This is a genomic window from Streptomyces sp. NPDC059002 (assembly GCF_042740435.1).
Classification (GTDB): Bacteria; Actinomycetota; Actinomycetes; order Streptomycetales; family Streptomycetaceae; genus Streptomyces.
The window spans coordinates 1-17,959 of record NZ_JBHYJI010000100.1 but is presented as its reverse complement, the minus strand read 5'-3'; the positions used below and the strand labels follow the sequence as shown (position 1 = coordinate 17,959).

The following is a 17,959-nucleotide window of genomic DNA, read 5'->3' as shown; positions in this document are numbered from 1 at the left end:
ACCCCAAACCGCCCCAGCCCCTTGACCGAAGTCATAGGGGCACCCCCCCGGACCCTGACGGTGCATCAGCTATTGACGGTCCACGCACCCGGTGAAACAGTCGACGCATCACAATCTGACGGGTCGTCAGAAACCCGTCGGACCTCACGAGGACGGTGAACCTCCTTGGAATTCGGTCTCTTTGTACAGGGATACGTGCCCGCCAAGCGGGCCCAGGTCGACCCCGAAGCGGAGCACAAGGCGCTGATCGAGGAGACCGAGTACGTCATCCAGGCGGACAAGTCGGGCTTCAAGTACGCCTGGGCCTCTGAGCACCACTTCCTGGAGGAGTACTCGCACCTCTCCGCGAACGACGTCTACCTCGGATACCTCGCGCACGCGACCGACCGCATCCATCTGGGTTCGGGCATCTTCAACCCGCTGGCGCCGGTCAACCACCCCGTGAAGGTCGCCGAGAAGGTCGCGATGCTCGACCATCTCTCCGAGGGACGCTTCGAGTTCGGCTCGGGCCGCGGCGCCGGTTCGCACGAGATCCTCGGCTTCATGCCGGGCATCACGGACATGAACCACACCAAGGAGATATGGGAAGAGACGATCTCCGAGTTCCCCAAGATGTGGCTCCAGGACGAGTACGTCGGGTTCCAGGGCAAGCACTGGTCCCTGCCGCCGCGCAAGGTCCTGCCGAAGCCGTACGGGACGTCGCACCCGGCGATGTGGTACGCCGCAGGGTCCCCCTCCTCGTACGCGATGGCGGGCAGGAAGGGCCTCGGGGTGCTCGGCTTCAGCGTGCAGAAGGTCTCCGACATGGAGTGGGTCGTCGACTCCTACAAGTCGGCGGTCAAGGAGGCCGAGCCGATCGGGGACTTCGTCAACGACAACGTCATGGTGACGTCGACCGCGATCTGCGCGGAGACGCACAAGAAGGCGGTCGAGATCGCGGTCGGCGGCGGCCTCAACTACCTCCAGTCGCTGCTGTTCCGCTACCACGACACGTTCCCGCGCCCCGAGGGCATCCCCGAGTGGCCCGAGCTGCTCCCCGAGTACAGCGAGGAGATCATCGAGCTGCTCATCGCCGAGGAGCTGATGATCTGCGGGGACCCGGACGAGGTGCTCACGCAGTGCAAGCGGTGGGAGCAGGCGGGCGCGGACCAGTTGAGCTTCGGCCTTCCGATCGGGATCTCGCCCGAGGACACGAAGAACACGATCAAGCTCATCGGTGAGCACGTGATCCCGAAGATCGACACGGATCCGGTGCACCGCACCACGCGCTTCCGTAAGGCCGCGGGGGCGTGACCCGCCGGGTTTGAACCGTTGAAGCTCCCCGGCTTCCTCCTCCCGGACAGGAAGCCGGGGTCCTGCCCCCCGGGCCCCCGTCGATCGCCCTTCGGGCTCGTCCTCAAACGCCGGACGGGCTTTCCTCTACCTACCGAAAGGGGACGTCTACGTCATGCTCGACCACCTCATCAAAGGCGCGACCGTCGTCGACGGGACCGGTGCCCCCGCGCGCGTCGCCGACGTCGGCATACGGGACGGGCGGATCGCCGTCGTCGCCGAGCCGGGGGCCGTCGCGGAGGAGGCACGGACCAGTGAGGACGCCCAGGGGCGGGTCCTCGCGCCCGGGTTCGTCGATCCGCATACGCATTACGACGCGCAGCTGTTCTGGGACCCGTATGCGACGCCGTCGCTCAACCACGGCGTGACGACCGTCGCGGGCGGCAACTGTGGTTTCACACTGGCCCCGTTGAACCCGGAGCGGCCCGGGGACGCCGACTACACGCGGCGGATGATGTCGAAGGTGGAGGGCATGTCGCTGGTGGCGCTTGAGGAGGGCGCGCCCTGGTCGTGGAGTTCGTTCGGGGAGTATCTGGACGCGCTGGAGGGGCGGGTCGCGGTCAACGCCGGGTTCATGGTGGGGCATTGTGCGCTGCGGCGGTACGTGATGGGCGAGGACGCGGTCGGCGGGCAGCCCACGCCCGAGCAGCTGGAGGAGATGCTGGGCCTCTTCCATGCGGCGATGGAGGCGGGGGCCTGGGGTCTTTCCACCACGCAGTCCTCCACCCACTCGGACGGCGACGGGCAGCCCGTGGCGTCCCGGCACGCGAAACCGGCGGAGCTGCTCGCGCTGAGCAAGGCCGTCGCCGAGCACGAGGGCACGCAGCTCGAAGCGATCGTCGCGGGCTGTCTCGACCAGTTCAGCGACGAGGAGATCGAGCTGTTCGTGGAGATGAGCGCGGCGGCGGGACGGCCCCTCAACTGGAACGTCCTCACCATCGACTCCGCCGTCCCCGAGCGCGTGCCGCGTCAGCTCGTGGCGAGCGAGCGGGCCCGCAAGGCCGGTGGCCGCATCGTCGCGCTCACCATGCCGATCCTCACGCCCATGAACATGTCGCTCGGCACGTTCTGCGCCCTGAACCTCATCCCGGGCTGGGGCGAGGTCCTCGGCCTGCCCGTCCCCGAGCGCATCGCGAAGCTGCGGGAACCGGACGTGCGCGCGGAGATGCTGCGCCGGGCGGGCAGCAAGGAGGCGGGCGTCTTCCGGCGGCTCACCGACTTCGGCAGGTACGTCATCGGGGACACGTACGCGGCGGCGAACGAGGGCCTCACCGGTCGCGTCGTCCGCGACATCGCGGCCGAGCGGGGCCAGGAGCCCTTCGAGTGCCTCGTCGAGATCTGCGCCAACGACCGGTTGCGTACGGTGCTGTGGCCGATGCCCACCGACAACGACCCCGAGTCGTGGACGCTGCGCGCGGAGGCGTGGCAGCACGAGGACGTCATGCTGGGCGGCTCCGACGCGGGCGCGCATCTGGACCGCATGTGCGGGGCGCCGTACACGACGCGCTTCATCGGCGACTGCCTGCGCGGCCGCAAGCTGGTCGGTCTGGAACAGGCCGTGAAGATGCTCACCGACGACCCGGCGCAGCTCTTCGGGCTGCGCGAGCGCGGCAGGATCGCCGAGGGCTACCACGCCGACCTGGTCCTCTTCGACCCGGAGAAGATCGACGCGGGCAAGGCGACGCTCGTTCACGACCTGCCGGGCGACAGCCCGCGCCTGGACTCCAAGGCCATCGGCGTCAACGCGGTCTGGGTCAACGGAGTGGAGGCGATCCGCGAGGACGTCGTCACCGGGGCCGTGCCCGGGAAGATCCTGCGCTCGGGCCGCGACACGAAGACGGTGAGCACCAAATGACGCGCACGGAACGGCTGTTCATCGGCGGCGAGTGGACCGAGCCGGACGGCGGGCACTACGAGGTGATCGACCCGGCGACCGAGGAGGTCGTCGGTCTCGCGCCCGAGGCGAGCCGCGAGCAGGTCCACGCGGCGGCCTCGGCGGCCCGCGAGGCCTTCGCCACCTGGTCGCGCACGACACCCGAGGAGCGGGCCGGGGTGCTGTCCCGCGCGGCCTCGGTGCTGCGGCGCGACACCGCGGCGCTCACCGGCCTTGCGCAGGCCGAGACGGGCGCGACGACCGGCACGGCCCGCGGCATGCAGGTGGCGGTGGCGGTGGCGCGTTTCCAGCGGTACGCGAAGGGGGCCCTGGAGCCGGTCGAGGAGGCGCTGCCGCCGCAGATCAACGAGGCGGGCCCGATGGGGAAGGCGGGCGTCATGGGCGCGGTCGCCATCCGCCAGCCCGTCGGCGTCGTCACCTGCATCACCTCGTACAACAACCCCTGGGCGAACCCCGCGGGCAAGGTGGCGCCCGCGCTCGCCATGGGCAACACGGTGGTGGTCAAGCCCGCGCCGCAGGACCCGCTCTCCGTGTACCGGATGGCGGCCGCCCTGGAGGAGGCCGGGGCGCCGCCCGGTGTCGTGAACGTCGTCTCCGGCACGGGGACCGGCGTGGGCGAGGCGGCGGTCGACTCGCCGGACGTCGACATGGTGAGCTTCACCGGGTCGACGGCCGTGGGGCAGCGGATCGGCGAGGTGTGCGGGCGTGACCTGAAGCGGCAGCTGATGGAGCTGGGCGGCAAGGGCGCGGCGATCGTCCTCGACGACGTGGACGATGAGGGCCTTGCCGCGGCGGCGGCAGGGATCGGCACGACGTTCTCCTTCTACAGCGGTCAGATCTGCACGGCGCCGACCCGCGTGCTCGTCCAACGGGGCGTGTACGACGCCCTGTTGGAGAAGCTGACCGCCTACATCGGCTACCTGAAGGTCGGCGATCCGCGTGAGCAGGGCACGATCGTGGGCCCGGTGATCTCGGCGGCGCACCGCGACCGGATCGAGTCGTACGTCGACCTCGGCCGCAAGGAGGGCGCGCGCGTCGTCGCGGGCGGCGAGCGGCCCCCGTACGCCAAGGGCTTCTACGTCGCACCGACGCTCCTCGCCGACTGCACCAACGACATGCGGGTGGTCAGGGAGGAGATCTTCGGCCCGGTCGTGGTGGTCGTGCCCTTCGACGCCGAGACCCCGGAGGCGGCGGAGGAGACGGCGGTCTCCCTCGCCAACGACAGCGACTACGGCCTCATCGACTACGTCTTCTCCGGCGACGTCGCCCGCGCCTTCCGCATCGCGCGCAGGCTCCGCGCGGGCGGCGTCGGCATCAACACGATCGGCCGCAACATGGAGGCGCCGTTCGGCGGGTTCAAGAGGAGCGGGGTGGGCCGGGACGTCGGCTCGTACGCCCTGCACGCGTACAGCGAGCTGCAGGCGGTGGTGTGGCCGGGGTAGGGGCCACTGTTCCGTCCGGCAAGTCCCCGGACGTCACACCGGAGATGTCTGGATCCCGGCGATCGCCCCGCGCAGGAACGACAGGGTCGCCTCGGGGGTCAGCGCCGCGGAGCCGAGGGCATCGAAGATCTGCGCGTGGCAGCGCAGGTCCTTGCCGTCCTCCTGGAAGACCGTGCCCGTGGTGCTGTCGCAGGCGATGACCCCGAACTCGGGGTCGGCGCCGAAGGTGAACAGGGAGAACTGGGAGGCCATGCGGGCCGCCCGCCACTCCGTGCTGGGCATGACCTGGACGCTCACGTTGCGCCGTTGGGCGACGTCCACGATGTGCGAGAGCTGGTCGCGGTGGATCCCGGCGTCGGGCATGGGGGCGGTCAGGGCCGGTTCCCAGATGACCGCCGCGTACCGGGTGCCGCCCTCCTCGATGACCCGGCGGCGCGCCTTCCGGACGGCGATGAGTTCGTCGACCTTCTCGGGGGAGTAGGCCGCGAGGCCGGCGTGGGCCAGCTCCCTGGCGTAGCCGTCGGTCTGGAGCAGGCCGGGAATGAAGAGGTGCTGCCAGGTGCGGATGTATGTGGCGTCCGCTTCGAGCGCGATGATGTCGGCGTACTCCGGATCGGACAGGACCGGGTGATTGAGCCACCAGCCCCGCTTGTTGGCGTCGCGGGCGAGCTGTTCCAGCTGGCGGAAGACCGCCGGGTCCTCGACTCCGTAGAGCTCCAGGAGCAGGCGTACGTCACCGGGCCTGGCCGCGACCTGCCCCGCCTCGATCCGGCTGATCTTGGCCTTGGAGCCGGAGATGTAGTCGGCCGCGTGCCGCTGGTCTAACTTCGCGCCCTCGCGGTATTTCCTGAGCGCCGTGCCGAGGCGCCGGCTGCGCACCGTGGGGCGTCCGCCTGCGGCCATGTCACTCTCCTCCACCGAGTGTGACCAGTGTGCACGTCAAGTGACGCCAGCTGCCAGCAAGTTGGGAACTTCCGGCGATGCAAATTCTCGCTCTGAAGCTATTGCACGGAGTGTGACTCCCGCCCTACCGTGAGGTGCGTCACGCAGGGTGTTGCTTTTGGGGCTCCTGGTGATGACGACCCCGCCTGCCCGTCCCCTGGAGGACGCATGCCCGGACGTACGCACACCCGGAGATTCCGTCTCCGAAGGGCCTCCGTCCCCGCCGCCCGACACCACGCCGAAGCGACGCTCCAGGACTGGCGGTTGGCCGAACTCGCCGCCCCCGTCGCCCTCGTCGTCAGCGAACTCGCCACCAACGCCGTCGTCCACGCCAAGGGCATCGGCGAGTTCTTCGAACTGACCCTGCGCCGCAGAGAAGGGGTGCTCGTGGTCGAGGTCTCGGATTCCTGCCGGTGGCGGATGCCCGAAATCGCCAAGCCCTCGCCGGGGGCCGACCATGTCGCGGGCCGCGGGCTGCTGGTCGTGGACGCGATCACGCAGGCGTGGGGCGTGCGGCCGCGCGAGGAGGGCAAGACGGTCTGGGCGCATCTGGCCCTGCGGGGGTGAGGCGACCGGCCCGGTGCCGGAAGGGCGTATGGGGCGTCCGGTACCGCTGTGAACTCGGCATGATGGTGGGCATTCCGGGCAGGGGCCGGTAGGGACCGATATGGCAAGGGGAGGGCGTTCGCGGTGAGTGGTGGGCGGGAGCGGATACGGGTGAGCAGCGGGAAAGTGCGGAAGATGTTCCGGCTCATGGCCACGGGGGAGACCGTCGAGCTCAGTACTCCCATGTCCTCGCTGAAGAAGACGGCCCGGCTCGCCTTCATCGCCGAGCAGTTCGGCTATCAGTACCTGGACGCCCGGTACGTCGGCAGCGGACAGAGCTCACGTCTCGTGCTGTACATCGCCCCCGACCCGAGCCCTCAGGCGCAGCAGCGGGCCGCACGCAACCGGGCCCTGTACCCGCACGCGGCCGAGGCCGGTCCGCTGCCGCCCTTCCAGCCCGATGCCGTCGAGCTGATCAAGGCCCGCGCCAAGTTCGACTACACCGGCAAGGCCGCCGAGCAGCGCATGCTGTACGGCGTCGGTGCCGTCACCGTCGGCGCCGTGGTGCTCGCCGTCAAGGGCGGCGGCGACGCGTCCGCCTTCCTCGTGGCGGGTGTCGGCTGGGCCGCGCTGATGGCGCTGGGCGCCGCCGGGTTCGTGTTCAACCGGCGGCGCAACGCCCGCTTCGCGGCGCGGCTGCATGAGAGGGGCTTCGTACCCGTGACGGATGAGACGGGGCGGGTGCGGTACATGCCGCCGTGGACACCGCCCCCCGCCCAGCCGGGTCCGTACGCCCCTCAACAGCCGTACTGGCTGCAGCCCTCGGGGCCCGCGGGGCCCCTGCAACCCCCGCAGCCCCCGCAGTAGTTCAGCGGCCCAGGAAGATCGGATTCGTGAAGGCCGCGAGCGGACCCGGCAGGCCCGTCACCACCGGGGCGTGCCGGACCTCCGCCCGCACGTACGCCGCGTACGAAGCCGTCGTACGCCACTCAAGGGTGCCCGCGCCGGACGCCGGCAGGGCGGGGCCCGTGTGCAGGACGCCCTGGTCCGTGACGAAGCGGGCGGTGCAGCCGGGGGCGCCCTGCACGTCGAGGCGGACCGTGACGGGGGAGTCGCGGTCGACGTCGAGGCGCTCGCCGATGCCCGCGTGCTTCCCCTTGCCGCCCGCCGCCGAGAAGGCGAGGTCGACGGACTTGGACTCGGCGATGTAGGAGCGGCCCTTGCGCAGGCCGTCCTGGATGGCCTCGCGGGTCAGGTCGTCGGCGAGGACGACGGTCTGCGGGCTGCCGACCGGGTCGGGGTCGCGGTGGGCGTCGCTGTTGCCCATGGCCGGGATCCACGGCCGCCCGCCGCGCACGGCGGCGACGAGCATGCTGTCCCAGTCGGCGAGGGAGACCTCGTCGTCCGGGGTGTACGCGCCGTTCCACACCTCGACCACGTCGGCCTCGCCGAAGCCGAACTTCCAGTTGCAGCCGACGCAGGTGGCGTGCGGGTGGGCGGGGACGACGAGGCCACCCGTGTCACGGATCTTGCGCGCGTACCTGCCGAAGCGGTTGTCGCGGGCGCGGTAGCGCCAGTCGACGAACGTGCCGGGGTCGGTGCCGAGGGCGACCACGTGGCCGTTGCGGGTGGTGACCTCCTCGCCGAGCATGATCAGCAGGTCGTCGCCCGCGAGATCGGCCCAATGCGGGTGCGAGGAATGGGTGTTGTGCTCGGAGGAGTTGATGAAGTCGAGGCCCGCGGCCCTGGCGAGCGCGGCGATCTCGGCGAGGGTGCGCCTGCCGTCGGAGTAGACGGAGTGCAGATGGCAGTCGCCGCGGTACCAGGCGCGGCCGCGCCCCTTGGCGCGCGCGGGCGGGTAGACCGGCTTCGGGGTCTTGCCGGGCGCGCCGTACGTGAGGGTGATCGTCACCTCGTACGGGAGGCCTTCGGGAGCGACCGTGTACGGGCCGAGCGCGATGTGCCACGTGCCCGCGCGGACCCGGCCCGGGATGTACCCGGGCGTCGCCTCGTCGGCGCGGATGAAGAACTCGGTGCGGGCGCCGCCCGACCAGCCGCGGAAGCCCTTGCCGCCGAGATCGGTGCCGCGCTCGTCGAAGACGCCGATGTCCAGGGCGTTGCCCTGGGTGCCGGCCGGGACGGCCGGCTTCTGGTAGGTGTACGCGACGTGGAGCTCGCCGACCCCGTCGGGGATCTCCACAGGCAGGTAGACGAAGTCGGGTGCGCCCGGGGGCAGGGTCCCCCGGACGGTCCTCGTTTCGCGGGTACCCGCGTCCTTGCCGCTGTTCTGCCCCGACTGCGGGGCGCGCCGCTCGGCGCCGCTGGCGAAGCTCACGCCGTTCAACGTAAGCGCGGCGGCGGCTCCCGTCACGAGCAGTCCGCGTCTGTTCATCCGCCCGTGCTGCGGGTGGTCCTCGCACATGCTGCGGCTCCCAGGGTGTCGGTGGTGACATGGGTGGTGCGGGCAACCCTGGTATTGAGCCGTGAACTGCGCGTCAAGGGAAGGTGATTGACGGGCCTACGTCCGGCGGCGCCGCCGCAGCGCGAGGAGCGCGAGGACGAGGACCACGACGACCACGACGGTGGCGATCCCGCCGACGAGGCCGAAGGACGTGCCCTTCTTCTTGTGCTTGCGCGGCTTCTTCTTGCCGGTATGGCCGGACGTGCTCGACTCGCCGGTCTTGTCGGCCGTCGACGTGACGGCCGTCGACGCGTACGGCGCGGAGACGGCGGACGGTGGCGGTGCCGCGTACGACGTGGCGGGTGCGGTGGCGCCGAACAGGGCGGCGATCAGCAGCAGAGTGGTAGCGATCCGTGGTCGCATGACGGACCCCCCGATTCCCCGGATGTGTCCGGATCTGGCGCACTCTAGGGGAGCCAGGGGGTTCCGTCACTCGTACGCGTATCCGTACAGGTACTCGTCATGGCCCTAGGGCGCGGCGAGTTCCACCACGACGTCGTACACCCCGGGGTTCGGCGTGACCGGCTGCTTGGTCTGCTCCCGTGCGTCCTGTGTGCGTCGGGAGAAGTCGGGGTCGGCGGTGGCGGCCTCCCACGCCTCCTGGCTCTCCCAGTGGGAGACGTTGACGAGCTGGAAACGGGAGTCGGCCGAACGCGCGCGGTGCATACGGGAATCGATGAACCCCGGCTTGTCCCGCATGAGGCGGGCCCGCTGCTCCCACTTCGCGACGAACTCGTCGAGCTCGGCGGCGTCGATCTCGAAGACGTTGATGAAGGTGACGGACGAGCCCGACGCGTTGTCCTGCTGGCTGTCTGTGGTCATGCCGCGAGCCTAGTGACGCACGTCGTGCGGGTGACGGGCAGGGTGTGTGTCCTCGCTAGTCCGTGGCCCCCGCCGCCACCAGCGCCGCCTCCGTCTCCGGATGCGGCCCGGACGCGCCGTTGCGCGCCCAGAACAGCGGCGTGCTCCCTGCGCCGCCGTCCTCCCGGAGGTTCGGATCGGCGCCGTGGGTGAGGAGTTCGCGCACGGTGGCGACATGGCCCCAGGCGGCGGCCCCGCACAGCGGGGTGCCGTCCGTGATGCCGCGGCTCTCGGTGTTCGGCAGCGCCCCCGCCCGCAGCAGCGCCCGCACCGTGGACGCGGCGCCGTGCACCGAGGCGGCGTACAGGGCCGTCGTGCCGTCGGCCTCGGGCAGCTCCGGATCGACCCCGGTGCGCAGCACGGTACGGACGGTGCAGGTGTCGCCGACCGCCGCGGCCCATACCAGGCGATTGGTGAGCTTCTTCTGCTTTCGTCTGTTCACGCGCGCCAGGCTAGTGAGCGCGTGGGCATGGACCAACCGACTTTCCGGGGATAGGAAGAGTGCCCTACGCCGACGCCCGGAGGGACCCGTGCGCATCTCCGCGACGCTCTACATGACCGACCGGACGATCAGTCCGGCAAGCCTGGCAAGGGAGTTGGAGGAACGTGGATTCGCCGGGCTCTACCTCCCCGAGCACACCCACATCCCCGTCCCCCGCGAAACCCCCTATCCGGGCGGTGAACTCCCGCCCGAGTGCGCCCGCATGCTCAGCCCGTTCGTGGCGCTCGCGCAGGCCGCCGTGGTCACCGGGCGGATCACGCTCGGCACGAACATCGCCCTGGTCGCCCAGCACGACCCGATCGACCTCGCGAAGCAGATCGCGACGCTCGACCACCTCTCCGGAGGCCGCGTCACGCTCGGCATCGGCTACGGCTGGAACCGCGAGGAGGCCGCCGACCACGGCGTGGAGTGGCCGCGCAGACGGGCCGTCGTACGCGACCGGATGGCGGTGATGCGGGCCCTGTGGGCGGAGCAACCGACCGAGTACGAGGGCGAGTTCGCCGCCGTGCGGGCCAGCGAGGTCCACCCGAAACCGCTCCTCGCGCCCCGCGTACGCCTCGGCAAGGGCCCGCTGTACGGTCCGCGCACCCTGATCGGCGGCGCGGCGGGCCCCGGTCTGTTCGCGCACATCGCGGAGTACGCGGACGGCTGGATGCCGATCGGCGGCAGCGGTCTGCGCGAGGCCCTGCCCGTGCTGCGGTCGGCGTGGGCGGACGCGGGGCGGGCCCCCGAGGACCTGTACGTGGCGCTGTCGGCCGTCGAACCGAACGCCGGGAAGCTGGAGCACTACGCGGACCTCGGCGTGGACGAGGTGATCGTGCAGCTGCCCGCCGGGGCGGAGGCGGCGGTGGTGGAGGTGCTCGACGGGTTCGGGGCGTATCTGTAGGCCCCCGAGTGATCCGCAGGGGCGGCGGAAAGTGTGCGGTAGAAGCGGCGGAAGCATTTGTAGGGGTCAAACGTTCCCCCTCGTATGCTCGAAGACATGACCAACAGCGCGCAGCCCGACGAGGCCGGACGACCCACCGCGAATGCCATGCGGCGCGCGCTCAGGCGGGCCAGGGACGGCGTCGCGCTCGACGTGACGGAGGCCGCCGTCCTGCTGCAGGCGCGCGGCGAGGACCTCGACGACCTCACGGCGTCCGCCGCCCGGGTGCGCGACGCGGGCCTCGAAGCGGCGGGCCGCCCGGGCGTCATCACGTACTCGAAGAGCGTGTTCATCCCGCTTACCCGCCTGTGTCGCGACAAATGCCACTACTGCACTTTCGCGACCGTCCCCGGCAAGCTGCGGCGTGCGGGCCACGGGATGTTCATGTCCCCGGACGAGGTCCTCGACATCGCGCGGCGCGGCGCCGAAATGGGCTGCAAGGAAGCCCTGATCACCCTCGGCGACAAGCCGGAGGAGCGCTGGCCCGAGGCGCGCGAGTGGCTGGAGGCCGAGGGGTACGACGACACCATCGCGTACGTCCGCGCCATCTCGATCCGCATCCTCGAAGAGACCGGACTGCTCCCGCACCTCAACCCGGGCGTCATGACCTGGACGGACTTCCAGCGGCTCAAGCCGGTCGCGCCCAGCATGGGCATGATGCTGGAGACCACGGCCGAGCGGCTGTGGAGCGAGCCGGGCATGCCGCACTACGGCTCGCCCGACAAGGAACCGGCGGTGCGGCTGCGGGTGTTGGAGGACGCGGGCCGTTCCTCCGTCCCCTTCACCAGCGGGCTGCTCATCGGGATCGGCGAGACGTACGAGGAGCGCGCCGACTCGCTGTTCGCGCTGCGCCGCGTCGCCCGGTCGTACCACGGCATCCAGGAACTGATCATCCAGAACTTCCGCGCCAAGCCGGACACGGCGATGCGCGGCATGCCCGACGCCGAACTCGACGACCTGGTCGCCACGGTCGCCGTCGCCCGGCACATCATGGGCCCTTCGGGCAACCTCCAGGCCCCGCCGAACCTCGTCGACGGCGAGTACGCCCGCCTCATCGGCGCGGGCATCGACGACTGGGGCGGCGTCTCGCCGGTCACGATCGACCACGTGAACCCCGAGAAGCCCTGGCCGCAACTGGACGAGCTCGCCGCGCAGTCGGCCGAAGCGGGCTTCCGCCTGGAGGAACGGCTCTGCGTCTACCCGGAGTTCGTGCAACGCGGTGAGCCGTGGCTCGACCCGCGCCTGCTGCCGCACGTGCGCGCGCTCGCCGACCCGGAGACCGGTCTCGCCCGCCCCGACGCCGTCGTCGAGGGCCACCCCTGGCAGGAGCCCGACGAGGGGTACGTCGCCTCGACGGGCCGCACCGACCTGCACCGCACCATCGACACCACGGGCCGCACCTCGGACCGGCGCGACGACTTCGACGAGGTGTACGGCGACTGGGACGCCCTGCGCGAACAGGCCGCCCCCGGCATGGTGCCGTCCCGCATCGACGGCGACGTACGGGCCGCGCTCAAGCAGGCGGCCGACGACCCGACGAAGCTCACCGACGACGAGGCGCTCGCGCTGCTGCACGCCGACGGGCCCGCGCTCGACGCGCTCTGCTCCATCGCGGACGACATCCGCAAGACGGTCAACGGCGACGACGTCACGTACATCGTCACCCGCAACATCAACTTCACCAACGTCTGTTACACCGGCTGCCGCTTCTGCGCCTTCGCCCAGCGCAGGACCGACGCCGACGCCTACACCCTCTCCCTCGACCAGGTCGCCGACCGGGCCGCGCAGGCCTGGGACGTCGGCGCCGTCGAGGTCTGCATGCAGGGCGGCATCCACCCCGACCTGCCGGGCACCGCCTACTTCGACATCGCGCGGGCCGTGAAGAAGCGCGTGCCGGGCATGCACGTGCACGCCTTCTCGCCCATGGAGGTCGTCAACGGCGCGACCAGGACCGGGCTTTCCCTCCGCGAGTGGCTCACCGCCGCCAAGGAGGCGGGCCTCGACTCCATCCCCGGCACGGCCGCCGAGATCCTCGACGACGAGGTCCGCTGGGTCCTCACCAAGGGCAAGCTGCCGACGGCCACCTGGATCGAGGTCATCAAGACCGCGCACGAGCTGGGCATACGGTCCTCGTCCACGATGATGTACGGCCACGTGGACCAGCCCCGCCACTGGCTCGGCCACTTCCGCACCCTGGCCGCCATCCAGCAGGAGACCGGCGGCTTCACGGAGTTCGTGACTCTGCCCTTCATCCACACCAACGCCCCGGTCTACCTGGCGGGCATCGCCCGCCCCGGCCCGACCACCCGCGACAACCGCGCGGTGACGGCCATGGCGCGCATCCTCCTGCACCCGCACATCCCCAACATCCAGACCAGTTGGGTCAAGCTGGGCCAGGAGGGCGCCGCCGAAATGCTCCGCTCCGGCGCCAACGACCTCGGCGGCACCCTGATGGAGGAGACCATCTCCCGCATGGCGGGCTCCAGTTACGGCTCCTACCGCTCCATCGAGGACCTCATCGCCATCGCAGAGACGGCGGGCCGCCCGGCGAAGCCGCGCACGACGCTGTACGGGGAGGTCCCGGAGGAGCGCCAGCACGCGGCCACAGCATCGGACGGCCACTTGCCGGAGCTGCTGCCGGTGATCGAAAACTGAGGGGCCGTTCCCCGGGCCCCGTAAGGGGCGCGGGGAACGGCGCGCTCAGCCCAGAACAACCCGCAGCGAATTCACCGCCCCAACGGCTGCCCGAACTGCACCGCATCCTCGGCCGGCAGGCCAACCCCCTTGGGTCCAAAGGACTTGATCCCCGTGACGGTCAGCCCACCCGTGGCCCCACGGAGGTGCCACACCGCGCCCGAGTCCTCGTACGTCCCGTCCTCCAGCGGAGCGGACACCGTCAGATCGGCCTTGCCGTCCTTGTTCGTGTCGGACAGCAGAACCTCGCTGCCGAACTCGTCGAGCCCTTCGGAAGCGCCGGGCACCCCGGTCGTGGACTGGTGGAAGGCCTGCGCGCCCGTGCCGGTCAGACCGCCGCGCGAGCCCTTGAGGAGCACGGTGCTGCCGGCCTCCTTGACGGTCTCGATGTCCTCGCCGGGGATGCCGACGGCGACGTCCGCGTAGCCGTCGCCGTTGGCGTCGCCCGCGCTGATCGCGGAGCCGAACTCGTCGCCCTTCTCACCGACGCCGGGGACGCCCGCCGTGTCCTGGGTGATCTTCGCGGTGCGGGTCGAGGAAGGGCCCGACGCCGAGCCGTACCTGATGAGGATCGTGCCCTTCTGGTACTGCATGTCCTCGAAGTTGCCGCCGATGTCGCGGACGACCAGATCGCCGTAGCCGTCCCCGTCGACATCCGCGACGGCCCCGCCGAGGGACGGCGCGAGCTTCTGCGACGTGGTGCTGACGCCGTCCTTGCCGCCCTGCCAGAACTGGCTGCCGTACGCCATCTCCTCGAAGCCGTGGCTGGTGACGATGTCGTCTGCGCCGTCCCCGGTGATGTCGCCCGCGACGAAGCCGCCGGGGCCGAAGGTCTGGCTGGTGACGACGGCCTGGGTGCGCGCGGGCTTGCCGTCGCGCGTGAACGGGCCGTACGAGACGGTCATGCCCTGGTCGTTGTTGTCGGGGTCGTCGCTGCGCGGGTAGGTGGCGGAGACCAGGTCGCGCTTGCCGTCGCCGTTGAAGTCACCGGCGGTGACGCGCGCGCCGTTCACGGGCAGTTCGCTGCTGCCCTCGCCGGTCAGGCCCGCGGCGGAGCCCCACAGGACGACGGCCTTGCCGTCGTAGCCGGTGACGACGAGGTCGGTGTAGGTGTCGCCGTCGAGGTCGGCGGCCGCCGTGTCCTGGCCGAACCGGCCGCTGCGCTCCGGCTCTCCGGGCACGCCGGGGGTCTCGCGGCCGATGGTCTGCGCGTGCGCGGTGTCGGGGCCCGACGCCGAGCCGTAGACGATCGAGACGTGGCCGGGCGTGGCGCCGTCGTAGCTGCCGGTCGCGGAGATCGCGAGGTCGGCGTATCCGTCGTGGTTGAAGTCGGTGACGTGGGCGCGGGGCGGCACGGGGGCGGCCGACGCGGATCCGGTGGTGGCGACGACCGCGAGGGGCGTCGCGAGTGCGGTCGCCGCGAGGGCGGCGACGAGGGAACGGCGCACTTTTCCTCCAGGAGCTGTGCAGGGATGAGCTGTGCGGGAACTAGGTGGAGTGGTGCGTGGCGCGGGGGTCAGCGGCCGATGAGCGAGCCGAACCGGGCGCCCTGCTCGGGCTGGCCGAGCTTGTCGGGGCTGAGCGTCGTCGCACCGGTGGTGGTCAGGCCGCCCGCGGAGCCGCGCAGCGTCCAGACGGCGCCGGAGTCCGCGTACGTGCCGTCCTCCAGGGGAGCGGCGGCGGCCAGGTCGGCCTTGCCGTCCTTGACGAGGTCGGCGAGGAGCACGGTGCGGCCGAAGTCGTCGCCGGACTCGGCGGCGCCGGGCACCCCGGCGGTGGACTGGTTGTAGGCGACGGCGCCCTTTCCTGTCAGGCCGCCGTTCGCCTGGGAGGCGCCCTTGAGCAGGACGACGGCCCCGGTGCCGGTGGCGGTGCCGAGGCTCTCGCCGGGCACGCCGACGGCGAGGTCGGCCTTGCCGTCGCCGTTCACGTCGCCCGCGCCGAGGGAGGCGCCGAACGCGTCGCCGTCCTCGCTCGCGCCGGGGACACCCTCGGTGGACTGGGTGATGACCTTCTTGCGGGTGGAGGGCCCGGTGGAGCTGCCGTACTGGATCACGACGGTGCCCGGGGCGTCGTCGGGCACCTCGGAGACGCTGCCGACGTCGCGGAAGGCCAGATCGCCGTAGCCGTCGCCGTCGAAGTCCCCGACGGTGCCGCTGTAGACCGTGGACAGTTCCTTGTAGCTGGTGCTGACGGCGGTCCTGCCGCCCTTCCAGAAGCGGCCCTCGTGCTGCATCTCCTCGAAGCCGTGCGTGGTGACGATGTCGTCGATGCCGTCGCCGGTGAGGTCGCCGGCGATGAGGGAGCGCACGCCCGTGGGGCCGTCGCTGACCTGGATGCTCTGCTTGCCCGCGGGCTTCCCGTCGCGGGTGAACGGGCCGCGCAGGACGGTGAATCCGGAGATGTCGGGGTCGTCGCTCGGGTGGTCGTTCACGACGAGGTCCCGCTTGCCGTCGCCGTTGAAGTCGCCCGCGGCGTAGTCGGCGTAGTGGTAGGGCAGGACGGTGCTCTGTCCGGTGAGGCCGTTCGCGGAGCCCCAGAGCACGGTGTCGTCGGCGCCGTCGCCGCCGCTGGTCACGACCAGGTCGGTGTACTTGTCGCCGTCCAGGTCGGCGGGGACCACCTGCGCGCCGAAGGCGTAGGTGCCCGCGACGTCGCCGGGCACGCCGGGCGTCGCGCGGCTGATCTGCTGGCGGTGCCCGGCGTCGGGGCCCGCGGCCGAACCGTGGATGACGGAGACGTAGCCCGCGCCTTCCGTGCCGTCGACGGTCCCCTGCGGCGCGGCGACCGCGAGGTCCGCGTGCCCGTCGTGGTCGAAGTCGACGACGGGCGTGCGGGGCGGCACGGGAGCGGCCGACGCCGTACCCGCGGTGGCGGATATGGCGAACGGCGTCGCCAGGGCGGTGACCGCCACGGCGATGATGAGTTTGCGGCGCACTGATCCTCCTGTGGGGAACTTCTGTGGCGTAGGGGAGACGAGTGACGTGAGGGGAAGGTTGTACATCGCGGGTGCTCCCATACGTGACGCATACGACCGGTCGCCGTCCGCCACCGTTCACCTCGCGCCGCGCCCCCTTCTTCGTACGACACACGTCAACTCGCCCCGCACAGACGTGCGTCACACTGGGAGACCGTCGGGGAAGGGGAGAAGCGCATGGCGCGCGCGAGGGTGTCGATGCAGGAACTCATCAGGCGCCGGGGGCGTGCGGGCTTCGTGGGACGGCGCGACGAACTCCGCGTGTTCCGGGAGAACTTCGAGCTGCCGCCCGACGACGAACGCCACCGCTTCCTCTTCCATGTGCACGGGCCCGCGGGCGTCGGCAAGTCCTCCCTCGTACGGGAGATGGCACAACTGGCCAGGGACCGCGGCGCCCTCGTCGCCGTGGTCGACGAGGGCGCGACCGACGTGCCCGAGGTCCTCGACGAAATGGTCGCCCAATTCGCCCAGCAGGGACGGGCGTTGAAGAACCTCGAACGCGCGCTCACCACCTACCGCAGACGCGGGCACGAGGCGCTCGCGGCCGCCGCGCGCGAGACGGGGCCCGAGCCGGACGCCCCGTCGGCGGGCAGCGTCGCGGCCGCCCGCGCCGGGGTCGTCGGGCTCGGCATGGTGCCCGTCGTGGGCGCACTCGCGGGCGTCGTCGACCCGGTGGGCATCGCGCGCGGCACCGAAAGGGCGCGCACCGCGCTCGCCGCCCGCTTCCGCAGCCAGGAGGACGCCCGCCTGGTCCTGCAGCCGGAGCGGGTGCTCACCCCCGTGCTCCTCGACGAGCTGACCGCGGCCGCCGACACCGCGCCGTGGATCGTGCTGTTCTTCGACACGTACGAACGGACCTCGCCGTACCTGGACCGCTGGCTGCACGAGGTGATGACCACCGAGCGGCACGGCGAACTCCCCGCGGAGACCGTCGTGGTGACCGCGGGACAGCGCCCCCTCGACCAGACCCGCTGGGGCAGCGCGGCCGACTTCGCGCGGGAGCTCGCGCTCGCGCCCTTCACCGAGCCGGAGGCGCGCGGCCTGCTCGCCGCGCGCGGCGTCACCGACGAGCCGGTCGTCGCGGAAGTGCTCCGGCTCTCCGGGCGGCTGCCCGTGCTCGTCACCACGCTCGCCAGGGGCGGGCCCACGGGCCCCGACGACGTGGGCGACCCGAGCGCCACCGCGGTGGAGCGGTTCCTGAAGTGGGAGCAGGACCCGGTGCGCAGGGCGGCCGCCCTGGACTGCGCGCTGCCCCGGAACCTCGACGAGGACACCGTGCGGGCGGGCCCGCCGGGCGGCGCGGCCGCCCGGCTCAAAGGGAGGCTGCGCCCCCAGCCCATCGTGGTGGCCCACGGCGGGGGGCGAGCCCCCGAACAACAAGAT

15 protein-coding genes are annotated in these 17,959 nt (G+C 71.5%); 8 read left to right on the top strand and 7 right to left on the bottom strand.

Going from position 1 to position 17,959, the window contains the following annotated elements; all coding sequences use genetic code 11:
* The first annotated feature begins 165 nt into the window (after positions 1–165).
* The 3 genes from ACFWZ2_RS42040 to ACFWZ2_RS42030 all read left to right on the top strand — a co-directional run bounded on the left by ACFWZ2_RS42040 (position 166) and on the right by ACFWZ2_RS42030 (position 4,668).
* Positions 166–1,293, top strand: coding sequence for an LLM class flavin-dependent oxidoreductase (locus ACFWZ2_RS42040; protein ID WP_384555081.1), 1,128 nt, complete (start codon positions 166–168; stop codon positions 1,291–1,293).
* Positions 1,294–1,447: 154 nt separating this feature from the next.
* Positions 1,448–3,187 (top strand): amidohydrolase family protein, encoded by a 1,740-nt coding sequence (locus ACFWZ2_RS42035; RefSeq protein ID WP_384555080.1) that lies wholly within the window; start codon positions 1,448–1,450, stop codon positions 3,185–3,187.
* The gene (locus ACFWZ2_RS42030) at positions 3,184–4,668 is read left to right on the top strand and encodes an aldehyde dehydrogenase family protein (protein ID WP_384555079.1); all 1,485 of its coding nucleotides are present in this window, start codon (positions 3,184–3,186) and stop codon (positions 4,666–4,668) included. Before ACFWZ2_RS42035 ends, ACFWZ2_RS42030 begins: the two co-directional genes overlap by 4 nt.
* Before the next feature lie 33 nt (positions 4,669–4,701).
* Here ACFWZ2_RS42030 and ACFWZ2_RS42025 read toward each other — a convergent pair whose 3' ends face one another.
* Positions 4,702–5,571 (bottom strand): helix-turn-helix domain-containing protein, encoded by an 870-nt coding sequence (locus ACFWZ2_RS42025; protein ID WP_384555078.1) that lies wholly within the window; start codon positions 5,569–5,571, stop codon positions 4,702–4,704.
* Positions 5,572–5,778: 207 nt separating this feature from the next.
* On the opposite strand from ACFWZ2_RS42025, the gene ACFWZ2_RS42020 reads away from it, so the two are divergent.
* A complete protein-coding gene (locus tag ACFWZ2_RS42020) occupies positions 5,779–6,177 on the top strand; it encodes an ATP-binding protein (RefSeq protein WP_384555077.1) in 399 nt (132 codons plus the stop codon).
* Between the two features lie 150 nt (positions 6,178–6,327).
* Entirely contained in the window at positions 6,328–7,023 is a 696-nt protein-coding gene (locus ACFWZ2_RS42015) for a hypothetical protein (RefSeq protein WP_384555076.1), read from the top strand.
* A 1-nt stretch (position 7,024) separates the two neighbouring features.
* Here the strand turns inward: ACFWZ2_RS42015 and ACFWZ2_RS42010 are convergent, their stop codons facing one another.
* From ACFWZ2_RS42010 to ACFWZ2_RS41995, 4 genes are all read right to left on the bottom strand, one after another.
* Positions 7,025–8,578, bottom strand: coding sequence for a CehA/McbA family metallohydrolase (locus ACFWZ2_RS42010; RefSeq protein WP_384555075.1), 1,554 nt, complete (start codon positions 8,576–8,578; stop codon positions 7,025–7,027).
* A gap of 96 nt (positions 8,579–8,674) precedes the next feature.
* Entirely contained in the window at positions 8,675–8,980 is a 306-nt protein-coding gene (locus ACFWZ2_RS42005) for a hypothetical protein (protein ID WP_384555074.1), read from the bottom strand.
* 105 nt (positions 8,981–9,085) lie between these two features.
* Positions 9,086–9,439 carry an antibiotic biosynthesis monooxygenase family protein gene (locus ACFWZ2_RS42000; RefSeq protein WP_384555073.1) on the bottom strand — a complete coding sequence of 118 codons (354 nt, stop codon included), beginning with the start codon at positions 9,437–9,439 and terminating at the stop codon, positions 9,086–9,088.
* A 55-nt stretch (positions 9,440–9,494) separates the two neighbouring features.
* Positions 9,495–9,920 carry an ankyrin repeat domain-containing protein gene (locus tag ACFWZ2_RS41995; RefSeq protein ID WP_384555072.1) on the bottom strand — a complete coding sequence of 142 codons (426 nt, stop codon included), beginning with the start codon at positions 9,918–9,920 and terminating at the stop codon, positions 9,495–9,497.
* Positions 9,921–10,008: 88 nt separating this feature from the next.
* Here ACFWZ2_RS41995 and ACFWZ2_RS41990 point away from each other — a divergent pair, with 88 nt between their 5' ends.
* Positions 10,009–10,866 (top strand): LLM class F420-dependent oxidoreductase, encoded by an 858-nt coding sequence (locus ACFWZ2_RS41990; RefSeq protein WP_384555071.1) that lies wholly within the window; start codon positions 10,009–10,011, stop codon positions 10,864–10,866.
* Positions 10,867–10,962: 96 nt separating this feature from the next.
* Positions 10,963–13,560 carry a bifunctional FO biosynthesis protein CofGH gene (locus ACFWZ2_RS41985; RefSeq protein ID WP_384555070.1) on the top strand — a complete coding sequence of 866 codons (2,598 nt, stop codon included), beginning with the start codon at positions 10,963–10,965 and terminating at the stop codon, positions 13,558–13,560.
* A gap of 71 nt (positions 13,561–13,631) precedes the next feature.
* Here the strand turns inward: ACFWZ2_RS41985 and ACFWZ2_RS41980 are convergent, their stop codons facing one another.
* Together ACFWZ2_RS41980 and ACFWZ2_RS41975 are read right to left on the bottom strand one after the other, a co-directional pair.
* Positions 13,632–15,047, bottom strand: a complete 1,416-nt coding sequence (locus tag ACFWZ2_RS41980) for an FG-GAP-like repeat-containing protein (RefSeq protein ID WP_384555069.1) — start codon at positions 15,045–15,047, stop codon at positions 13,632–13,634.
* Between the two features lie 68 nt (positions 15,048–15,115).
* Positions 15,116–16,537, bottom strand: a complete 1,422-nt coding sequence (locus ACFWZ2_RS41975; RefSeq protein ID WP_384555068.1) for an FG-GAP-like repeat-containing protein — start codon at positions 16,535–16,537, stop codon at positions 15,116–15,118.
* Between the two features lie 216 nt (positions 16,538–16,753).
* Here ACFWZ2_RS41975 and ACFWZ2_RS41970 point away from each other — a divergent pair.
* A partial coding sequence (locus ACFWZ2_RS41970) for an ATP-binding protein (RefSeq protein WP_384555067.1) occupies positions 16,754–17,959 on the top strand: 1,206 nt, incomplete at its 3' end.